This window comes from Acidimicrobiia bacterium (assembly GCA_041676705.1).
Taxonomy (GTDB): Bacteria; Actinomycetota; Acidimicrobiia; order Acidimicrobiales; family SKKL01; genus Actinomarinicola.
Window position 1 is genome coordinate 119,622 of the sequence record JBAYRL010000004.1, and the last position, 15,238, is coordinate 134,859.

Below are 15,238 nucleotides of genomic sequence, written 5' to 3' on the forward strand. Positions count from 1 at the left end.
ACGCCAACGGGTGCTAGGCCAACTGGTGCTAGGCCAACTGGTGCTAGGCCAACTCTCGGTAAGCCGAAACACACAGCTCAGCGGTATGTTGCCAGGTGTAATCGGCCGCCACCGCGGCACCAGTGGCCCCCATAGCTCCTGCGTGCTCCGAGTCATCAAGCACTTCGGCCAGCGCTTCGGCGATGGCACGATAATCGCGGGGCGAAACAGCAATGCCGCCACCGTGGCGCACCAATTCTTCGGTAGCTGTTCCCGCCGAAGTAACCACCGGGGTGCCCTGTACCATGGCCTCAAGCACCGGTAAGCCGAAACCCTCTAACAAGCTGGGATAACAAAACACTTCAGCGCCTGCATAAAGCGCCCGTAAGTCGGCTTCGGGCACGAAACCGAGTTTCTGCACGGTGTCACCCAGTGGTGCCAAAAGGCCTTCGATTTCTTCTCCCCAGCCATCGGGCCCGGCCAGCACTAGCCGCACGTCGTGGTATCGATGCTCGGCCATTAGGTGGCCAAAGGCTCGCACCAAACCAGGCAGGTTTTTTCGTGGCTCTAAGGTGCCTACAAAAAGCACGTAACGTCCGTCTAGCCCGTACCTGCGGCGCACCTCATCAACGTCTTCGGCGGTGGCTTTGCTCTGGTCCACCCCGAGCGGCACCAAACGAAGCCGTTCGGGGTCAAAACCTTCTACCTCACAGTCACTCAAGGTGGCTTCACTCGAACACAACACCAAATCTGCCCGTTCGGCTGTCAGTTTGAGGGCACGTCGAATGAAGCTCACGCCACGCCTGGTAAATCGCTCGGGATTGTGTAGTACGGCCAGGTCATGCACGGTAACTACCAGCGGTACCGAGCGTGGCGGAACCGCAGTGCCAGTAGCGTGGATCACATCGATGGGGCCGGTGGCCTGTTCAACCTTGGGCCAACCCAAATAGTGCCAACCCTCGTACATTGCTAGGCGGGAAACCGGCAGATGGCGCACTGGTATTGGTGGTTGCCATGCAGCTTCGGGTTCATGACGATGCCTGGCTGCTACGCCAATTTGTTCCACTCCGCCGTGGGTTTCAACCGCCTTCACCTGTTCGATAGCGGCCTTAGCAATTCCGCCGGGCACTCGATGCCAGCACTGTTCCAAAGTTACGGCAACGCGCATATCTTCTAGTCTCGCATGTGGCGGCTGCCATGGGGGAAGCAGGCCGGGGTAGTGTTGTTGTTCATGCGCGTTCTTGTCACTGGTAGTGCCGGGCTCATTGGTTCTGAAGCCGTGGAATTCTTTAGCGAAATGGGGTTTGCAGTTACCGGCATCGACAACAACATGCGCCAGGATTTTTTCGGTCCACAGGGTGACACCACCTGGAATCGTGACCGCCTGAGTGCCAGGTACCCTAAATACACCCATCACAGCCTGGACATCCGCGACCGCGAAGCGGTGGATGCGCTTTTCGCACAGCTTCGGCCCGAGCTCATCATTCACGCCGCTGCCCAACCGAGCCACGACCTAGCCGCTTCCAGGCCTTTCGACGATTTCGATGTAAACGCCGGTGGCACCTTGGCGCTTTTGGAAGCCGCCAGAGCCCATACCCCTGAAGCGGTGTTCATCTATATGAGCACCAATAAAGTTTACGGCGATAACCCCAACCGGTTGCCTCTGGTCGAACTCGAAACTCGTTACGACTACACCCCGGGCGAAACCCCGATGGGTCTGAGTGAGCTCGGCATTACCGAAGAAATGTCGCTCGACAACTGCCTTCATTCGCTGTTTGGTGTTTCGAAAGCGGCTGCCGATTTGATGGTGCAAGAATACGGCCGCTACTTCGGTTTGAAGACTGGTGTCTTTCGAGGTGGCTGTTTGACCGGGCCCCACCACTCGGGGGTTGAGCTGCATGGTTTCTTAAGTTATTTGGTTCACCAGGCTGTCACCGAAGGTCCATACACGATGATCGGCTACGGAGGTAAGCAAGTCCGTGACCAAATTCATTCTCATGACGTAATTTCGGCCTTTTGGGCTTTCGCTCAAAATCCACGGCCCGGTGAGGCCTACAACCTTGGTGGCGGCAAGGCTAATGCTGCAAGCAACCTAGAGTGTGTGGAGCTGATTGCCAATCGGTGCGGGCGTCGTCCAACCCTTAGTTTCAACGATGAAGCTCGAATTGGTGACCACATTTGTTATTACACCGATATGTCGAAGTTTCGTGCCCATTTTCCAGATTGGAAACAGAAATACAGCCTGGGTGAAATTGTGGATGAAATGGTTGATGCTGCTATTGCCCGCCTCGACACAATGCCCGATTCTGCAGCACCGAGTTGCTAAATAACTAAGATCAGGTTGTTGCCCAAGCCCGTGCGAATCACGATTATTAACCAGTTCTATCTGCCCGATCTGTCACCGACCGCACACTTGGCCGCCTCGCTGGCCAACCACCGTGCTGGCGAAGGTGACGAAGTCACCGTAGTAACGAGCAACGCTGGCTACGTGGAATCACCCCGCTGGAATGAAGTCGTTGGCCAAAGCGAAGATTCCTCGGATCTAAGTGGCGAGAGATCCGAAGCGGCGACCAGCGCCTCATCCTACAGGACCCGGAACTCGGCGTCGTCGAGGGGAAGGCTGGCTACTAAATCCCAGCGCGAGGTTCGCGTCATACGCTTGGCTATTCCTGGAGGGGGCAAATCCTCGCTTCGCAGCCGCTTAGGTGGCTATGGCGGTTTCACCGCTGGCGCGTGGCTTCGCTTGGCACTGCTACCTCGACAAGATGTCATCGTTTCGATGACCACTCCGCCTTATATTGTGCTGGCTGCCTTCTTGCATCGCCTTCTTCATCGGCGCACCAAGATTGTGCTTTGGAGCATGGACGTTTATCCCGACACCGCCGAAGCTTTCGACCAGCTTGGCCGCGGTTCATTGGTATCGAAACTGCTACGTCGCATCAACACCTGGATTTATCCTCGTTTGGATCATTTGGTGGTGCTCGATTCGGCCATGGGCGAAGTTCTACAAAGACAATATGGGTCGACAGATCGTCCCCCTACCACCATTATTCCCAATTGGGAACCGCTGGCTAGCTTTCCTAATCCAGCGACTCACAGCGAAGCACCTGGCACGAGCACGGCGTTTGAGATTTGGGCGGAATATTCCACCAACCCGCAACTAGCCAACCGTGATGTGGTGGCGTATTTGGGGAACACCGGGACTGGTCATAGTTTCGACACGGTCATCCAGGCCGCCGGTAGATTGGCCCACCAAAATGCGGCGTTCTTATTTGTGGGAGGCGGGGTACGACGGCCAACCTTAGAAACCGCAGCATTGGCTCTGGCCGAGGGCCGTGGTGCTCCCATTGTGCTTTACGATTACGTGAGTCGCGAGCAAGTACCGAGCGTGTTCGCCGGAGCCATGGCATCGCTGATCACCCTTGATGATCGCGCCTGGGGGTTGATGAGCCCCTCCAAGTTGCATTCGGCTCTGGCGGCAGGTCTGCCCATTATCTACGTGGGCCCAACGGGTACCAATGTTGACGAGGCTATCCAACGTCATGGCTGTGGCGTGTCGCTTCGTAACGGCGATGTTGAAGGATTAGTGGCCGCGGTGAAGCAGCTAAGCACCGACGTGGCTTATCGCGAGCATTTAGCTCAAGCGGCGCGCCACGCTTTTGAAACCAGCTATTGCGATGCTGCCACCCTGCCCGAATTCGACACCGTTATCAACGGTCTTGTTCACCGCAACCGCTAGCATCTGTCAGCTCGCAGCTATCGGACTAAGCGTTTAGCAAAGGCCTCTGCCGTTAGGCTTAGCCCGTCACGTAACCGGGTTTTCGGCTCCCAACCAAGCAAAGTTTTTGCCAGCGTAATGTCGGGTTGGCGCTGGGCCGGGTCGTCAACGGGTAGCGGTTGAAACACCACAGGAACATCGGCACCGGTCACTTCATTTACCTCTTGCGCCAGTTCCAACATGGTAAATTCCACCGGATTGCCAATGTTCACGGGCCCCACATAGTCCGAGTCCAACAGACGTAGGAGACCGTCCACCTCATCATCGACATAACAAAAACTACGGGTCTGTTGACCGTCGCCGTAGACCGTTAACGGTTTGCCTTGGAGGGCCTGAACCAGGAAATTGGACACCACCCGCCCATCAAGAAGCCGCATCGACGGACCATAAGTGTTGAAAATACGGGCGATGCGCACGTCAAGGCCGTGGTGGCGGTGATAGGCCATCGTTAACGCTTCGGCAAAACGCTTAGCTTCGTCGTACACGCCACGTGGTCCGATCGGGTTCACGTTCCCCCAATAAGTTTCCACCTGCGGATGAACTAACGGGTCACCGTAAACTTCACTGGTGGAAGCCAGCAGATAGCGCGCGTTGTTAGCGCGGGCCAAACCCAAGGTATTGTGCGTGCCCAGTCCGCCAACTTTCATGATTTGTATGGGCAGCTCGGAGAAATCTTTGGGCGAAGCCGGACTGGCGAAGTGCATAACTACATCGACGGCACTATTAAGATAAAACGGTTTCGAAACGTCGTGGTTTATGAATTCGATGTCGCCAGCTTCAACCCACGCCGCAATGTTGTCCCACGAGCCAGTCACCAGATTGTCGACACAAACCACCTGATCGCCCTGGTCAAGTAACCGTTTAATTATGGTAGAGCCTATTAATCCGGCACCGCCGGTGATCACTACTCGTGCCATCTGCCTGTCTATTTCATTCGACGCCGGACTACTTCAATCGATGCCGGAGAACCACTCTTGCACTAACCACCAAAACTGCTTTTAGCTGCGACCAATCCCGTCATAGGCAAAACCACGACGCTTCAACGCCGCCCGATCAAGCAGATTTCGACCGTCTAAAATGGCCGGAGTGGCCATCAGCTCGTAGACCTTATCGAAGTCGAGCCAGCGAAACTCGTCCCATTCAGTCAATACCGCCAACACGTCGGCACCTTCAACCGCACCGTAGGCATCAGAGGCTAGCTCAACTCCAGCTGGTGCTTTGAAGATGGCCGGATCGTACCCAACGACGGTGGCACCCGCCCGCACCAAACGATCAATGATCTCGAGCGAGGGTGATTCACGCAAATCATCGGTACGAGCCTTGAAGGTGAGACCCCAAACCGCTACACGGCGCCCCTCAAGCGACCCACCTACCAAGCGGGCGATTTTTGCGGCCACCCGATCAAACTGTTCGTCATTGACCTGCAGAACGCCCTTTAATAGCCGGAAATCGTAGCCCGCTTCTTCGGCAATGTTTGCCAGCGCCCGCGTGTCTTTAGGAAAGCACGAACCGCCCCAACCAGGGCCAGGCTTCAAGAATTCTTGGCCGATACGTTTGTCGTAGCCGATGCCCAACATCACGTCGTTCACATCGGCACCGACGGCTTCACAAATGGCGGCCACGGCGTTCACAAATGACAATTTGGTGGCCAAAAAGGCGTTGGCTGCGTACTTGATGGTTTCGGCCGAAGCCGGGTCAGTCACCATGATGGGTGATGGAATGCCAACATAAAGTGCCGCTACTCGAATGGCAGCCGCCTGGCTGTCGGCACCGATCACAATGCGATCGGGCTTCAGGAAGTCACTAACCGCACTGCCTTCTCGCAGGAACTCGGGGTTCGAAACCACGAACACGTCGCTTCGTCCCAGCGCTCGTTCCACGACTCGGGTTGAGCCCACCGGAACCGTAGATTTGTTTACCACCACGGCTTCAGCTTCTAACACCGGGCCTATCTCGCGAGCGGCCGCTTCAATGTATGACAAGTCGGCCGAACCGTCGGAGTCTTGCGGAGTCGGCACACACAAATAGGCAAATTCGGCCTTGGCAGCCGCAGTTGTGGCACCCACCACGAAACTCAAACGACCAGCACGAACCCCTTCTGAAACCAGTCGATCCAGGCCTTCTTCCAGAATCGGAATTTCGCCTCGATTCAGCGCCGCAATCTTGTCTTCGTCGATGTCGGCGCAGATGACATCATGACCGAGCGAGGCAAAACAAGCCCCAGTGGTGAGACCCACATAACCGGTTCCAATTACCGCAATGGTGCTCATAGCGTGGTGCCTCGGTGGTGATTGTGATTTACCGGTTTACCCATCGTCTCTAATACCTTGCTGTTCAGATTTCCCGCGCTATTCAGATTGCTTCTGCTCACATTTCCCGTGCTATTCACACATTTAGCGGTGGCACTACCCTACGCTCCGCCAGCTATTTCAACTAAGCGGCACAATTCCGCTCGCCGTCTGTCTCACAACTTTTAGATCGTTCCTAACATGCCTTCGTCGCTATGTTGCCGTCGTCAGAAATGGTGCTGCTGGTTACGACCGAGGACGTGGCTGAGCTACCCCCGGTAGCACCCTCTGCTCCGACCCCACTTTCATTTTCACCAATCGCACCTGCGCCGCTGCTATTTGATCCTGAACTGCCGTTAGTCGAGCCGGTGTTTCCGCCGTCAGCGCTCGCAATCGCGCCAGCATTTAGCGGTGCCAGGCCTCGGAAAGGGTCGAGCAACTCATCGGAGCGATTGTGGTTCAGAATTAGTACCATCTGACCACCACGCCAGTCGTCGGAAACATAGCGTTGAAAGCTGTATTGCAGCAGGTCATCAGGGTTAAACATGCGAAAAGCATTGCCGATGTCAAACATTCCACCAGGGGTCAGCAAATCATCAACCACCACCGCGTCAGTGACGGCATTTATCAGAGCGTTGAGGGTGGCCGGATTACGAGCACCCCGCTCAATAGCGGTTGAAACCGCCTGTTGCATGAACTCCCTCTGGCGGCGCATGCGACCAAAATCGCTTTGCCCGTCACTTTTCCAACGCCCGTCGATATTTTCCTGCAGCTTTCGAGAACGCACATATTGCAACGCGGTGTCAGCGTTTAAGTGGTTGCAGCCAGCCTCGGTGATATTAAGCCCCGAACCAGCATCGCGTGCCGGGTAAGGGAAGTACACGTCGACCCCACCTATCACTTCAACCATTTTCTTGAAACCGGCGAAATCCACCGCCACGAAATGATGGATCGGAATTTCCAGGTAGTCCTGGATGGTGGAAATCAATGCCGGAGCGCCACCAATGGCATAGGAAGCATTGATCTTGTTTTGCATGTTGGTGCCTGAAATTGGCACCCACAAGTCACGAGGAATCGACAGAATCGCAACTTCGCCTGTCGCTGGCTCAAGGCGCAACACCATCAGCACATCGGCTAAGTCGCTGCCGGGGTCACGGCCCACGTTGATGGGGTCGTCTGGATCAAGGTTGATGGACGAGTCGGTACCCACGAGCAGCACGTTTAGAGGTTCGTCTGAAATAGCCGGATCGGCGCTCGTCAAGATGCCCGCACTAAGCGATGCCCGTGGTAGGTGGCCCACCTTTTCGTAGCCATAGCTGAGCGAAGCCGCCACTACGAATGCCACCAGGGCCAAGGAGACATTGATAAATAACACCAGACGCTGGGTCCAACTTCGACGCCATCGCGTCGAAGCAGACGTACGAGACACGCCATAAGTCTAGCGAAACGCCCGCTCCACTGGAGATCGGGTCGAGTAGTATGCTCGCGCCGTGAGCTCTTCGGCCGAACCTTCAAACTCCGTATCAAAAGCGTCGTCAAAAGCTATGCCAACATCCGCTTCGAAGATGGCACCAGCTTCAACCTCGCCAGCATCAACCTCGCAAGGATCATCCTCGCCAGGCTCGCAAGCTTCAACCGCGCCAGGCTCGCCATCATCACGCGGTACCGGCCCCGCAAGGTTCAACCAACTCTGGTTAGACGGTGCCTTGGTCGACCTCGACAGCGCCCGCATTTCGCCCTTCGACCATGGCCTAACGGTGGGCGACGGAGTGTTTGAAACCTTGAAAGTGATTGGCGGAGAGCCTTTCGCCATCAGTCGACACCTGCGCCGGTTGCACACCTCGGCCACAGGTCTGGGTCTAGCCGCACCGAACTTAGATCGGGTGCGAGAAGCGGTGTCGAGCGTGCTTGAGGCCAACCAGGCAGTGGACGCACGTCTGCGCATCACCCTGACCGGCGGTTTAGGTCCATTAGGGTCGAACCGTGATCAGACCGAACCGACCTTGTTGGTGGCGGTTTCCGAGCTTCACCTCTATAGCGGTGTGACCAAAGTCGTAACCGTGCCGTGGACTCGAAACGAGCGAGGGGCCATGACTGGCATCAAGTCGACGTCTTACGCCGAGAACGTTTTGGCGTTGGCCTACGCCCACGAACGCCATGCCTCGGAGGCAATTTTTGCCAACACGGTGGGCAACCTCTGCGAGGGTACCGGCTCGAACATCTTTGTCGGCATCGACGGCCGCCTCGTAACCCCGCCACTGTCGGCCGGACCGCTTGGTGGTATAACTCGCGAGCTGATTTTAGAAGTGGTGGACGTGGTGGAAGAAGATCTGCCACTCGAAGCGCTCTTCGAAGCCGATGAGGCGTTCCTCAGTTCCTCTATTCGCGATGTGCAGGCCATTAGCGCCGTTGACGACCACGTCTTCGATTTAGCACCCGGTCCGCTCACCAAGGCGGCAGCCGATGCGCTGGCCCGACTCGAGGCTCAAACCAGCGACCCGTAACTGCACTTCGGCAATCACCCTCTGGCCGCCCCGGCCGCTATTCGCGGCACCCACGCTGGGTAACTCGCTTCTGCCTAGGTCTCGCCCGAACAGACGCGCCACATCAGCTTTTAGCCTGGCGCACAAAGACGGCTCTAACGCAGATGCACCACATCAGCCACTGAAACCCATCGTTCCTGCTCATCGTTCCGCACTAACAAGCTCCCCGCGGAATCAACGTCAAGCGCGGTGCCGGTGAAACTGCTGTCGGCCAGCACAACCCGCACCTCACGACCCAGCGTGCCTAGGTGCGATTTGTAGCGGTCCAACAATTCCGCTCGGCCAACTTCAGTTTCGATCAGCTGCACCAGTTCATCCATGCTGCGCAACAGGGCCACTAACAGGGCCACTCGATCAACCGGCTCTTTTTCCTCATTCTGGCGATCCATCGCGAGGAACTCGAGGTTCTCAGTCTCACGATTGGGTTCAGCCTCACGACTGGGTGAAGCCTCCGCGAACAGCTTCTCACGTCCAAACTTTCCCGCCTCACGGGGCAGCTGATCACGGGGCAGCTGAGATGCCTCACTTGGCAAGTGAAAGTTCAGCGAGGTCGCTGTTTCGGCTAGCTCCACCGGTAAGTCGGGGGGCCAATTTGTGTTGATTCCAATGCCAATAACCAGTGCCGTGATCTCGGTGCCAGCCACCACGGTTTCTGAGAGCATACCCGAGAGCTTCTTGCCCTCGACCAGCATGTCGTTGGGCCATTTCAACCTCGGCACCACCCCAGTTACCGCACGGCAAGCTTCAACCGAAGCCACGCCCGCCGCCATCGTCACCAAGGCCGCATGTTCTGTTAAATTCTCGGGTCGCAACAGCATTGAAAACAGCAGAGATGCTCCCGGTGGAGCTTCCCAAACGCGCTCCCTCCGACCACGCCCACTGGTTTGGTAATCGGCTACTAACACCAGCCCACCAGCTTCCCCTGAAACCGCTTTGGCCATGAGATCGGTGTTGGTTGAACCAACAGTTTCCACCCAACGAACCTCTCGGAAACGAGAACCTTTTAGTGCTTGGGTGGCATGTTCACCCCGCTTGGCTGTATCCATTATGTTGTGCTCACCAAGATTTTGATTGCTAATCGCGGCGAAATCGCCGTTCGTGTTATCCGTGCTTGCCAAGAACTCGGCATCGCAACCGTAGCGGTTTATTCCGAACTAGACCGTGATGCGCTGCACGTGCGCCTAGCCGATGAGGCCTACGCCTTAGGCGGCCAGACCGCCGCCGAAAGCTATCTCAATACCGAGGCCATTCTCGACGCGGTACGTCGAAGTGGCGCTGATGGCGTGCATCCCGGTTACGGATTCTTCTCGGAAAACGCCGACTTCGCTCGTGCCATCATCGACTCGGGCACAGTGGCGTGGATTGGTCCACCACCCGAAGCTATTGACGTCATGGGCGACAAAATTTCTGCTCGTGAAGCCGCCGAAAAGGTAGGTGTAGCTGGTGTCCCCGGGTCGACCGAGTTGGTGACAAATTCACAACAGGTTTTCGACTTTGGCGCCGAACACGGCTGGCCAGTTGCTATTAAAGCTGCTTATGGCGGCGGCGGTCGAGGCATGAAAGTTGTTCAAGGCCCCGACGAGGTTGAAGCCGCCATCGAATCGGCCCAGCGCGAGGCACTCGCTTACTTTGGCCGTGACGAAATCTATCTCGAGCGCTACCTCACCTGGCCTCGGCACATCGAGATGCAGATTATTGCCGATAGTCACGGTAACTGCGTGTGGATTGGCGAACGCGACTGTTCCTCCCAGCGACGACACCAAAAGCTGGTTGAAGAAGCCCCGGCACCAGACTTCCCCGACGATGTGCGACGGGCCATGGGCGAAGCGGCCGTGGCGGTGGCCAAGGGCTGCGGCTATGTAAACGCAGGCACGGTAGAGTTCCTGTTCCAAGACGGCGAGTTCTATTACCTAGAAATGAACACTCGCTTGCAGGTTGAGCACCCTGTAACCGAACTAGTTTCAAGCCTCGACCTGGTACGCGAACAGATTCGGGTCGCTTCCGGATTGCCACTGAGCTTCACCCAAGATGACATCGTAATTAACGGTCACGCTATTGAATGCCGTATCAACGCTGAAGACCCAGCCGGCGGTAAATTCCTACCTTCACCAGGGCGTTTGACGTCAATCAAAGTTCCCCAAGGGTTCGGTGTGCGTTGGGATGGCGGCTACGAATCAGGTGACGAAGTTAGCCAATATTACGACAACCTGGTGGGCAAGCTTTGTGTCTGGGGCAGCGACCGCGAGACGGCACGTTTACGGATGCTGCGGGCTTTGCGTGAACTGCAAATCGAGGGCATCGCCACTACAGTGCCAGCCGACATAGCTATCTTGTCGCATCCGGATTTCGCTGAAACCAAACACTCCACAAAATGGGTGGAAGAGGTGCTCGACCTCTCCGACGTAGCGGCCGACCCAGCTACGGTGGCAGGCACCAGTATTGATGGCGACGACGGCACACCAGAAGCCAAAGTTCAGCGAGACGTCGACGTTGAGGTGAACGGCCGCCGCTTCTCGGTGAAGGTATTCGTACCCGAGAGCCAAATTTCGGTTGCCGTTGGTGCTAGCACCAAAGCGAACGGGTCATCACGGCCACGTCGTTCCTCGGCCGCCAAAGCAGCAGCCGCTAGTGCCAATGCTGGCCAGGTCACCGTGCCAATGCAGGGCACCATCGTGCAGGTGAAGGTGGAAGAAGGCCAGACCGTAGAGGTTGGTGACACGATCGTGGTGTTGGAAGCCATGAAGATGGAGAACAACATCACCGCCGAGAAGGCCGGGACCGTGACCTCAGTGAAGGTAGCGGTGGGCGACTCGGTGGGCAGCGGCGACATCGTGGCCGAAATCGACTAGCAAGCCGTTCGGCCGGCGATTCGGTCACTAGGCACGCGCCTTCCCGATCTTGTTATGAGTTTTCTCCGGATACCGATTGAAACTCATAACAAGATCGTTCGCGTGCCGTCCTTGCGACAACATCAGCGTCACATCATTAGGGAAGCATCGTTCGCGTGCCATGGGTCAGAGCACTCTCGATGATCGCAACAACCACCTCTGGCGATTGTTTCAGCTGCGAAAAGGTGAACGCTAGTACTCGCCAGCCAATTGACTCGGCTTTGGCCCGCTTGTACCGATCACTGTTGAACTTTGCACGATTCATATGCCAACGCTCACTGTCAGCTTCAATGGCAATCATTTTCGATGGATAAGCGAAATCAGTTCTCATGATGAACTCGCCATTTGGTTCGACAATGCGATGCTGAATCACCGGCACCGCTAACTTTCGCTTGCGGAGCTCCCGCAACAACAACGTTTCGAAGGTTGAATCGGTCTGCCCGTCAATATCGTGCCGTCGATTCATTAGTTCGGCCATTCGCCCGGGACCTCGGAACCCACGTCCTTGCAGCTCCCCACAAAGGCGTTCAAGCCGTGCGGTGGTGGTAAGGCGTCGGCGAAGCGCATCGTCCAGTGCAATCTCCAGACGATCTTCTCCCACCTGATACGCAACATCAATCAAGGTCCGTTCTGGTGTAGTAATCAGCAGTCCGGCTTTTCGCCGGGCATCACTACCCCGCCACCGCTGCGTTCGGTGGATGATCGCTGAACTGAGCTGCACTTGATTCCGTCGTGGCACGGTTAGCTCAATCTTGGGCCGCTCGAAACCGTCCAGTTCCCAGACAAAGGCCGCTGCGCTGTGCGAGACCATGACGGGCTCACCAACACGAAGCGCCGCTATGCGTAATGCCTGTTTGAACGTCGATTCCGACCCGCTAAGACGCAACACGCCTCGTGCAGGACGTTCGAAGAGACCTGTCTCGACCAAACGTTGGACCTGCGATTGAGACAAGCCGTGGTCGTGGGCTTGCTTCACGCTTAAGACGCCATCCGTGGCGAGTGCTTTAGAAACCACATCCAGTCGATGCCATCTGCCCATACATGAAAGTATGTCAAATACTATGTGATTCCGCCATGGGTGCCGGCGGCTGATTGGCCGTGAGCGATCTTGTTATGAGTTTTCTTCGGATACCGATTGAAACTCATAACAAGATCGGGAGTGGTGTTAATGCCTAACCCTGGGACACATAGGCTGCGAGATATTGACCGGTTAGCGTAGATTGCGCTTCGACCAGCTGAGCGGGCGGGCCTTCAAACACCACTCGGCCGCCATCATGACCAGCACCGGGGCCCAAATCGATGATCCAATCAGCGTGCGCCATTACGGCCTGGTGATGCTCGATCACGATCACCGACTTGCCCGAGTCGACAATCCGGTCAAGCAGGCCGAGCAGATGTTCCACATCGGCCAAGTGAAGCCCCGTGGTCGGTTCATCGAGAATAAAGATGCCGCCCTTTTCGCCTAGATGGGTCGCTAGTTTAAGCCGTTGGCGTTCACCACCCGAGAGCGTGGTTAGAGGCTGGCCCAAACTCAGGTAGCCCAGGCCGACATCACTAAGTCGCTGTAGAATCTTATGAGCCGCGGGTATTCGTGCCTCACCGTCGCTGAAGAAAGTTTCGGCCTCATCCACCGACATGGCGAGCACCTCGCTGATATCACGCCCGCCCAAGTGGTAGTCGAGCACCGCAGGCTGAAATCGTTTGCCTTCACATTGCTCGCATGGAATTGCCACGCCGGCCATCATGGCCAAATCGGTGTAGATCACGCCGGCGCCTTTGCAGTTGGGGCACGCTCCATCCGAGTTAGCGCTGAAAAGGCCGGGCTTCACCCCATTGCCCTTGGCGAATGCTTTGCGGATCGGATCGAGTAGGCCGGTGTAGGTGGCAGGGTTGCTGCGCCGTGAGCCTCGAATCGCATCTTGACCAATCGACACCACACCTTCTTGGCCTTCCACCGAGCCCTGGATTAGTGAACTCTTGCCAGAACCCGCCACGCCAGTGATTACCACCAGCACTCCCAGGGGTATGTCCACATTGACTGCTTGGAGGTTGTTGGTGGACGCATCACGAATGGGCAGCATGGCGTTAGCCGAACGAACCTCTGCTTTAAGCGTGGCGCGATCGTCTAGATGTCGCCCGGTGAGCGTGTCGGAAGCCCGAAGATCCTCAACCGTGCCTTCAAAACACACAGCGCCTCCCGCCGAGCCAGCACCAGGTCCGAGGTCGATTACATGGTCGGCAATGGCGATGGTCTCGGGCTTGTGCTCCACCACCAACACAGTGTTGCCCTTGTCACGAAGCTGCAGCAGCAGGTTGTTCATTCGTTCAATGTCATGGGGGTGCAGACCGATGGTTGGTTCATCAAAGACATAGGTCACATCGGTCAGCGACGAACCAAGGTGCCGGATCATCTTGGTGCGCTGCGCCTCACCACCTGAGAGCGTTCCGGCGGGTCTATCGAGCGAGAGATAGCCAAGACCAATTTCCACAAACGAGTTGAGCGTATGCCGCAGGGTGGCGAGAAGCGGCGCTACCGACGGGTCTTCTAGAGTGCTAACCCATTCAGCGGCGTCGCTTATTTGCATGGCCGAAACGTCGGCAATACTGAGCCCGTTAATCTTGGAGGAACGAGCTGCTTCGGTGAGGCGAGTGCCGTCACATTCCGGGCATACCTGGAAAGTAATCGCCCGATCGACAAAGGCACGAACGTGAGGCTGCATAGCCTCGCGGTCTTTGCTCAGGAATGACTTTTCGATCTGAGGAATAAGACCGGTGAAAGTAAGGTTCACGCCCTCGATTTTTAGGCGGGTAGGTTCTTTGTAAAGCAGGTCGTTCAGCTCAGTTTTGGTGAACTTGCGTATCGGTTTATCAGGGTCGAAGAAGCCACAACCCCGGTAGATGCGTCCATACCAGCCTTCCATGCTGTAACCGGGAACCGTGATGGCACCTTCGTTGAGCGATTTTTCATCGTCGTATAAGGCGGTCAGGTCGAAGTCGCTGATACGACCAAGGCCATCGCAGCGTGGGCACATTCCACCCGTAATCGTGAACTGGCGCCGTTCTCGTACTGCTTTCCCGGCACGCTCAAATTTCACGGCACCGGCGCCGCTAATCGAAGCAACGTTGAATGAAAAGGCTTGTGAACTGCCGATATAAGGTTTTCCCAACCGACTAAAGAGAATGCGCAACATGGCATTGGCGTCGGTGGCGGTGCCCACGGTAGAGCGAACGTTGGCACCCATTTGTTCTTGGTCCACGATTATTGCGGTAGTGAGACCTTCAAGAACATCAACATCGGGTCGTGCCAGAGTTGGCATGAAACCTTGCACGAATGAGCTGTAGGTTTCGTTGATCATCCGTTGCGACTCGGCAGCAATTGTGCCAAAAACCAGCGAGCTCTTGCCCGAGCCGGAAACACCGGTGAACACGGTGAGGCGGCGTTTTGGTATTTCGACACTTATGTTTTTGAGATTGTTTTCCCGAGCGCCCTGCACCCGGATTAGATCATGACTGTCGGCTACGTGCTGCCTGGCAGACTTGGTGAGAGAAGCTGCGCTGTGGTCCATAGCGCAAAACTAGATCAGAGCAGCGGCTTTGCGCTGTGCACAACCATCTACCGACACCAAGTACGAAAGCGTGTGGGTGAATTGTGCATCTTCGAAGCTGCCTGTGATCTTGATATGAGTTTTCTCCGATTACCGCACAAAACTCATAACAAGATCGGGATGAGGCCGGCCGCAGCGCGACAGTCGAAGGCCAGGC

At 56.4% G+C, this 15,238-nt stretch carries 12 protein-coding genes; 4 read left to right on the top strand and 8 right to left on the bottom strand.

What is annotated here, in order from left to right:
- Positions 1-43: 43 nt before the first annotated feature.
- Complete coding sequence (locus WC184_08245) at positions 44-1,147, bottom strand: glycosyltransferase family 1 protein (GenBank protein ID MFA7477870.1); 1,104 nt, start codon at positions 1,145-1,147, stop codon at positions 44-46.
- Positions 1,148-1,210: 63 nt separating this feature from the next.
- Here WC184_08245 and WC184_08250 point away from each other — a divergent pair, with 63 nt between their 5' ends.
- Positions 1,211-2,305 (top strand): NAD-dependent epimerase/dehydratase family protein, encoded by a 1,095-nt coding sequence (locus WC184_08250; protein ID MFA7477871.1) that lies wholly within the window; start codon positions 1,211-1,213, stop codon positions 2,303-2,305.
- An 18-nt stretch (positions 2,306-2,323) separates the two neighbouring features.
- Entirely contained in the window at positions 2,324-3,718 is a 1,395-nt protein-coding gene (locus WC184_08255; GenBank protein MFA7477872.1) for a glycosyltransferase family 4 protein, read from the top strand.
- A 17-nt stretch (positions 3,719-3,735) separates the two neighbouring features.
- Here the strand turns inward: WC184_08255 and WC184_08260 are convergent, their stop codons facing one another.
- From WC184_08260 to WC184_08275, 4 genes are all read right to left on the bottom strand, one after another.
- The gene (locus WC184_08260) at positions 3,736-4,674 is read right to left on the bottom strand and encodes a UDP-glucuronic acid decarboxylase family protein (protein ID MFA7477873.1); all 939 of its coding nucleotides are present in this window, start codon (positions 4,672-4,674) and stop codon (positions 3,736-3,738) included.
- Between the two features lie 81 nt (positions 4,675-4,755).
- On the bottom strand, positions 4,756-6,027 hold the full coding sequence (locus tag WC184_08265) for a UDP-glucose/GDP-mannose dehydrogenase family protein (GenBank protein ID MFA7477874.1): 1,272 nt from the start codon (positions 6,025-6,027) through the stop codon (positions 4,756-4,758).
- 214 nt (positions 6,028-6,241) lie between these two features.
- Positions 6,242-7,474 carry an LCP family protein gene (locus WC184_08270; protein MFA7477875.1) on the bottom strand — a complete coding sequence of 411 codons (1,233 nt, stop codon included), beginning with the start codon at positions 7,472-7,474 and terminating at the stop codon, positions 6,242-6,244.
- A gap of 9 nt (positions 7,475-7,483) precedes the next feature.
- On the bottom strand, positions 7,484-7,729 hold the full coding sequence (locus WC184_08275; GenBank protein ID MFA7477876.1) for a hypothetical protein: 246 nt from the start codon (positions 7,727-7,729) through the stop codon (positions 7,484-7,486).
- A 22-nt stretch (positions 7,730-7,751) separates the two neighbouring features.
- Between WC184_08275 and WC184_08280 the strand changes: the two genes are divergently transcribed.
- Positions 7,752-8,549, top strand: coding sequence for an aminodeoxychorismate lyase (locus WC184_08280; protein MFA7477877.1), 798 nt, complete (start codon positions 7,752-7,754; stop codon positions 8,547-8,549).
- 134 nt (positions 8,550-8,683) lie between these two features.
- On the opposite strand, the gene WC184_08285 is transcribed toward WC184_08280, so the two are convergent.
- Positions 8,684-9,634 carry a biotin--[acetyl-CoA-carboxylase] ligase gene (locus WC184_08285; GenBank protein MFA7477878.1) on the bottom strand — a complete coding sequence of 317 codons (951 nt, stop codon included), beginning with the start codon at positions 9,632-9,634 and terminating at the stop codon, positions 8,684-8,686.
- Positions 9,635-9,640: 6 nt separating this feature from the next.
- Between WC184_08285 and WC184_08290 the strand changes: the two genes are divergently transcribed.
- Positions 9,641-11,437, top strand: coding sequence for an acetyl-CoA carboxylase biotin carboxylase subunit (locus WC184_08290; GenBank protein MFA7477879.1), 1,797 nt, complete (start codon positions 9,641-9,643; stop codon positions 11,435-11,437).
- Positions 11,438-11,573: 136 nt separating this feature from the next.
- Here WC184_08290 and WC184_08295 read toward each other — a convergent pair whose 3' ends face one another.
- Both WC184_08295 and WC184_08300 read right to left on the bottom strand, forming a co-directional pair.
- Positions 11,574-12,515 (bottom strand): type IV toxin-antitoxin system AbiEi family antitoxin domain-containing protein, encoded by a 942-nt coding sequence (locus WC184_08295; protein MFA7477880.1) that lies wholly within the window; start codon positions 12,513-12,515, stop codon positions 11,574-11,576.
- 133 nt (positions 12,516-12,648) lie between these two features.
- The gene (locus tag WC184_08300; protein MFA7477881.1) at positions 12,649-15,042 is read right to left on the bottom strand and encodes an excinuclease ABC subunit UvrA; all 2,394 of its coding nucleotides are present in this window, start codon (positions 15,040-15,042) and stop codon (positions 12,649-12,651) included.
- Between the last annotated feature and the right edge of the window lie 196 nt (positions 15,043-15,238).

Excerpts from the sequence above, each read along its gene's own strand:
- WC184_08295 (MFA7477880.1), bottom strand. The coding sequence starts at position 12,515 with ATGGGCAGATGGCATCGACTGGATGTGGTTTCTAAAGCACTCGCCACG.
- WC184_08285 (MFA7477878.1), bottom strand. The coding sequence starts at position 9,634 with ATGGATACAGCCAAGCGGGGTGAACATGCCACCCAAGCACTAAAAGGT.
- WC184_08245 (MFA7477870.1), bottom strand. The coding sequence starts at position 1,147 with ATGCGCGTTGCCGTAACTTTGGAACAGTGCTGGCATCGAGTGCCCGGC.
- WC184_08260 (MFA7477873.1), bottom strand. The coding sequence starts at position 4,674 with ATGGCACGAGTAGTGATCACCGGCGGTGCCGGATTAATAGGCTCTACC.
- WC184_08300 (MFA7477881.1), bottom strand. The coding sequence starts at position 15,042 with ATGGACCACAGCGCAGCTTCTCTCACCAAGTCTGCCAGGCAGCACGTA.
- WC184_08250 (MFA7477871.1), top strand. The coding sequence starts at position 1,211 with ATGCGCGTTCTTGTCACTGGTAGTGCCGGGCTCATTGGTTCTGAAGCC.
- WC184_08265 (MFA7477874.1), bottom strand. The coding sequence starts at position 6,027 with ATGAGCACCATTGCGGTAATTGGAACCGGTTATGTGGGTCTCACCACT.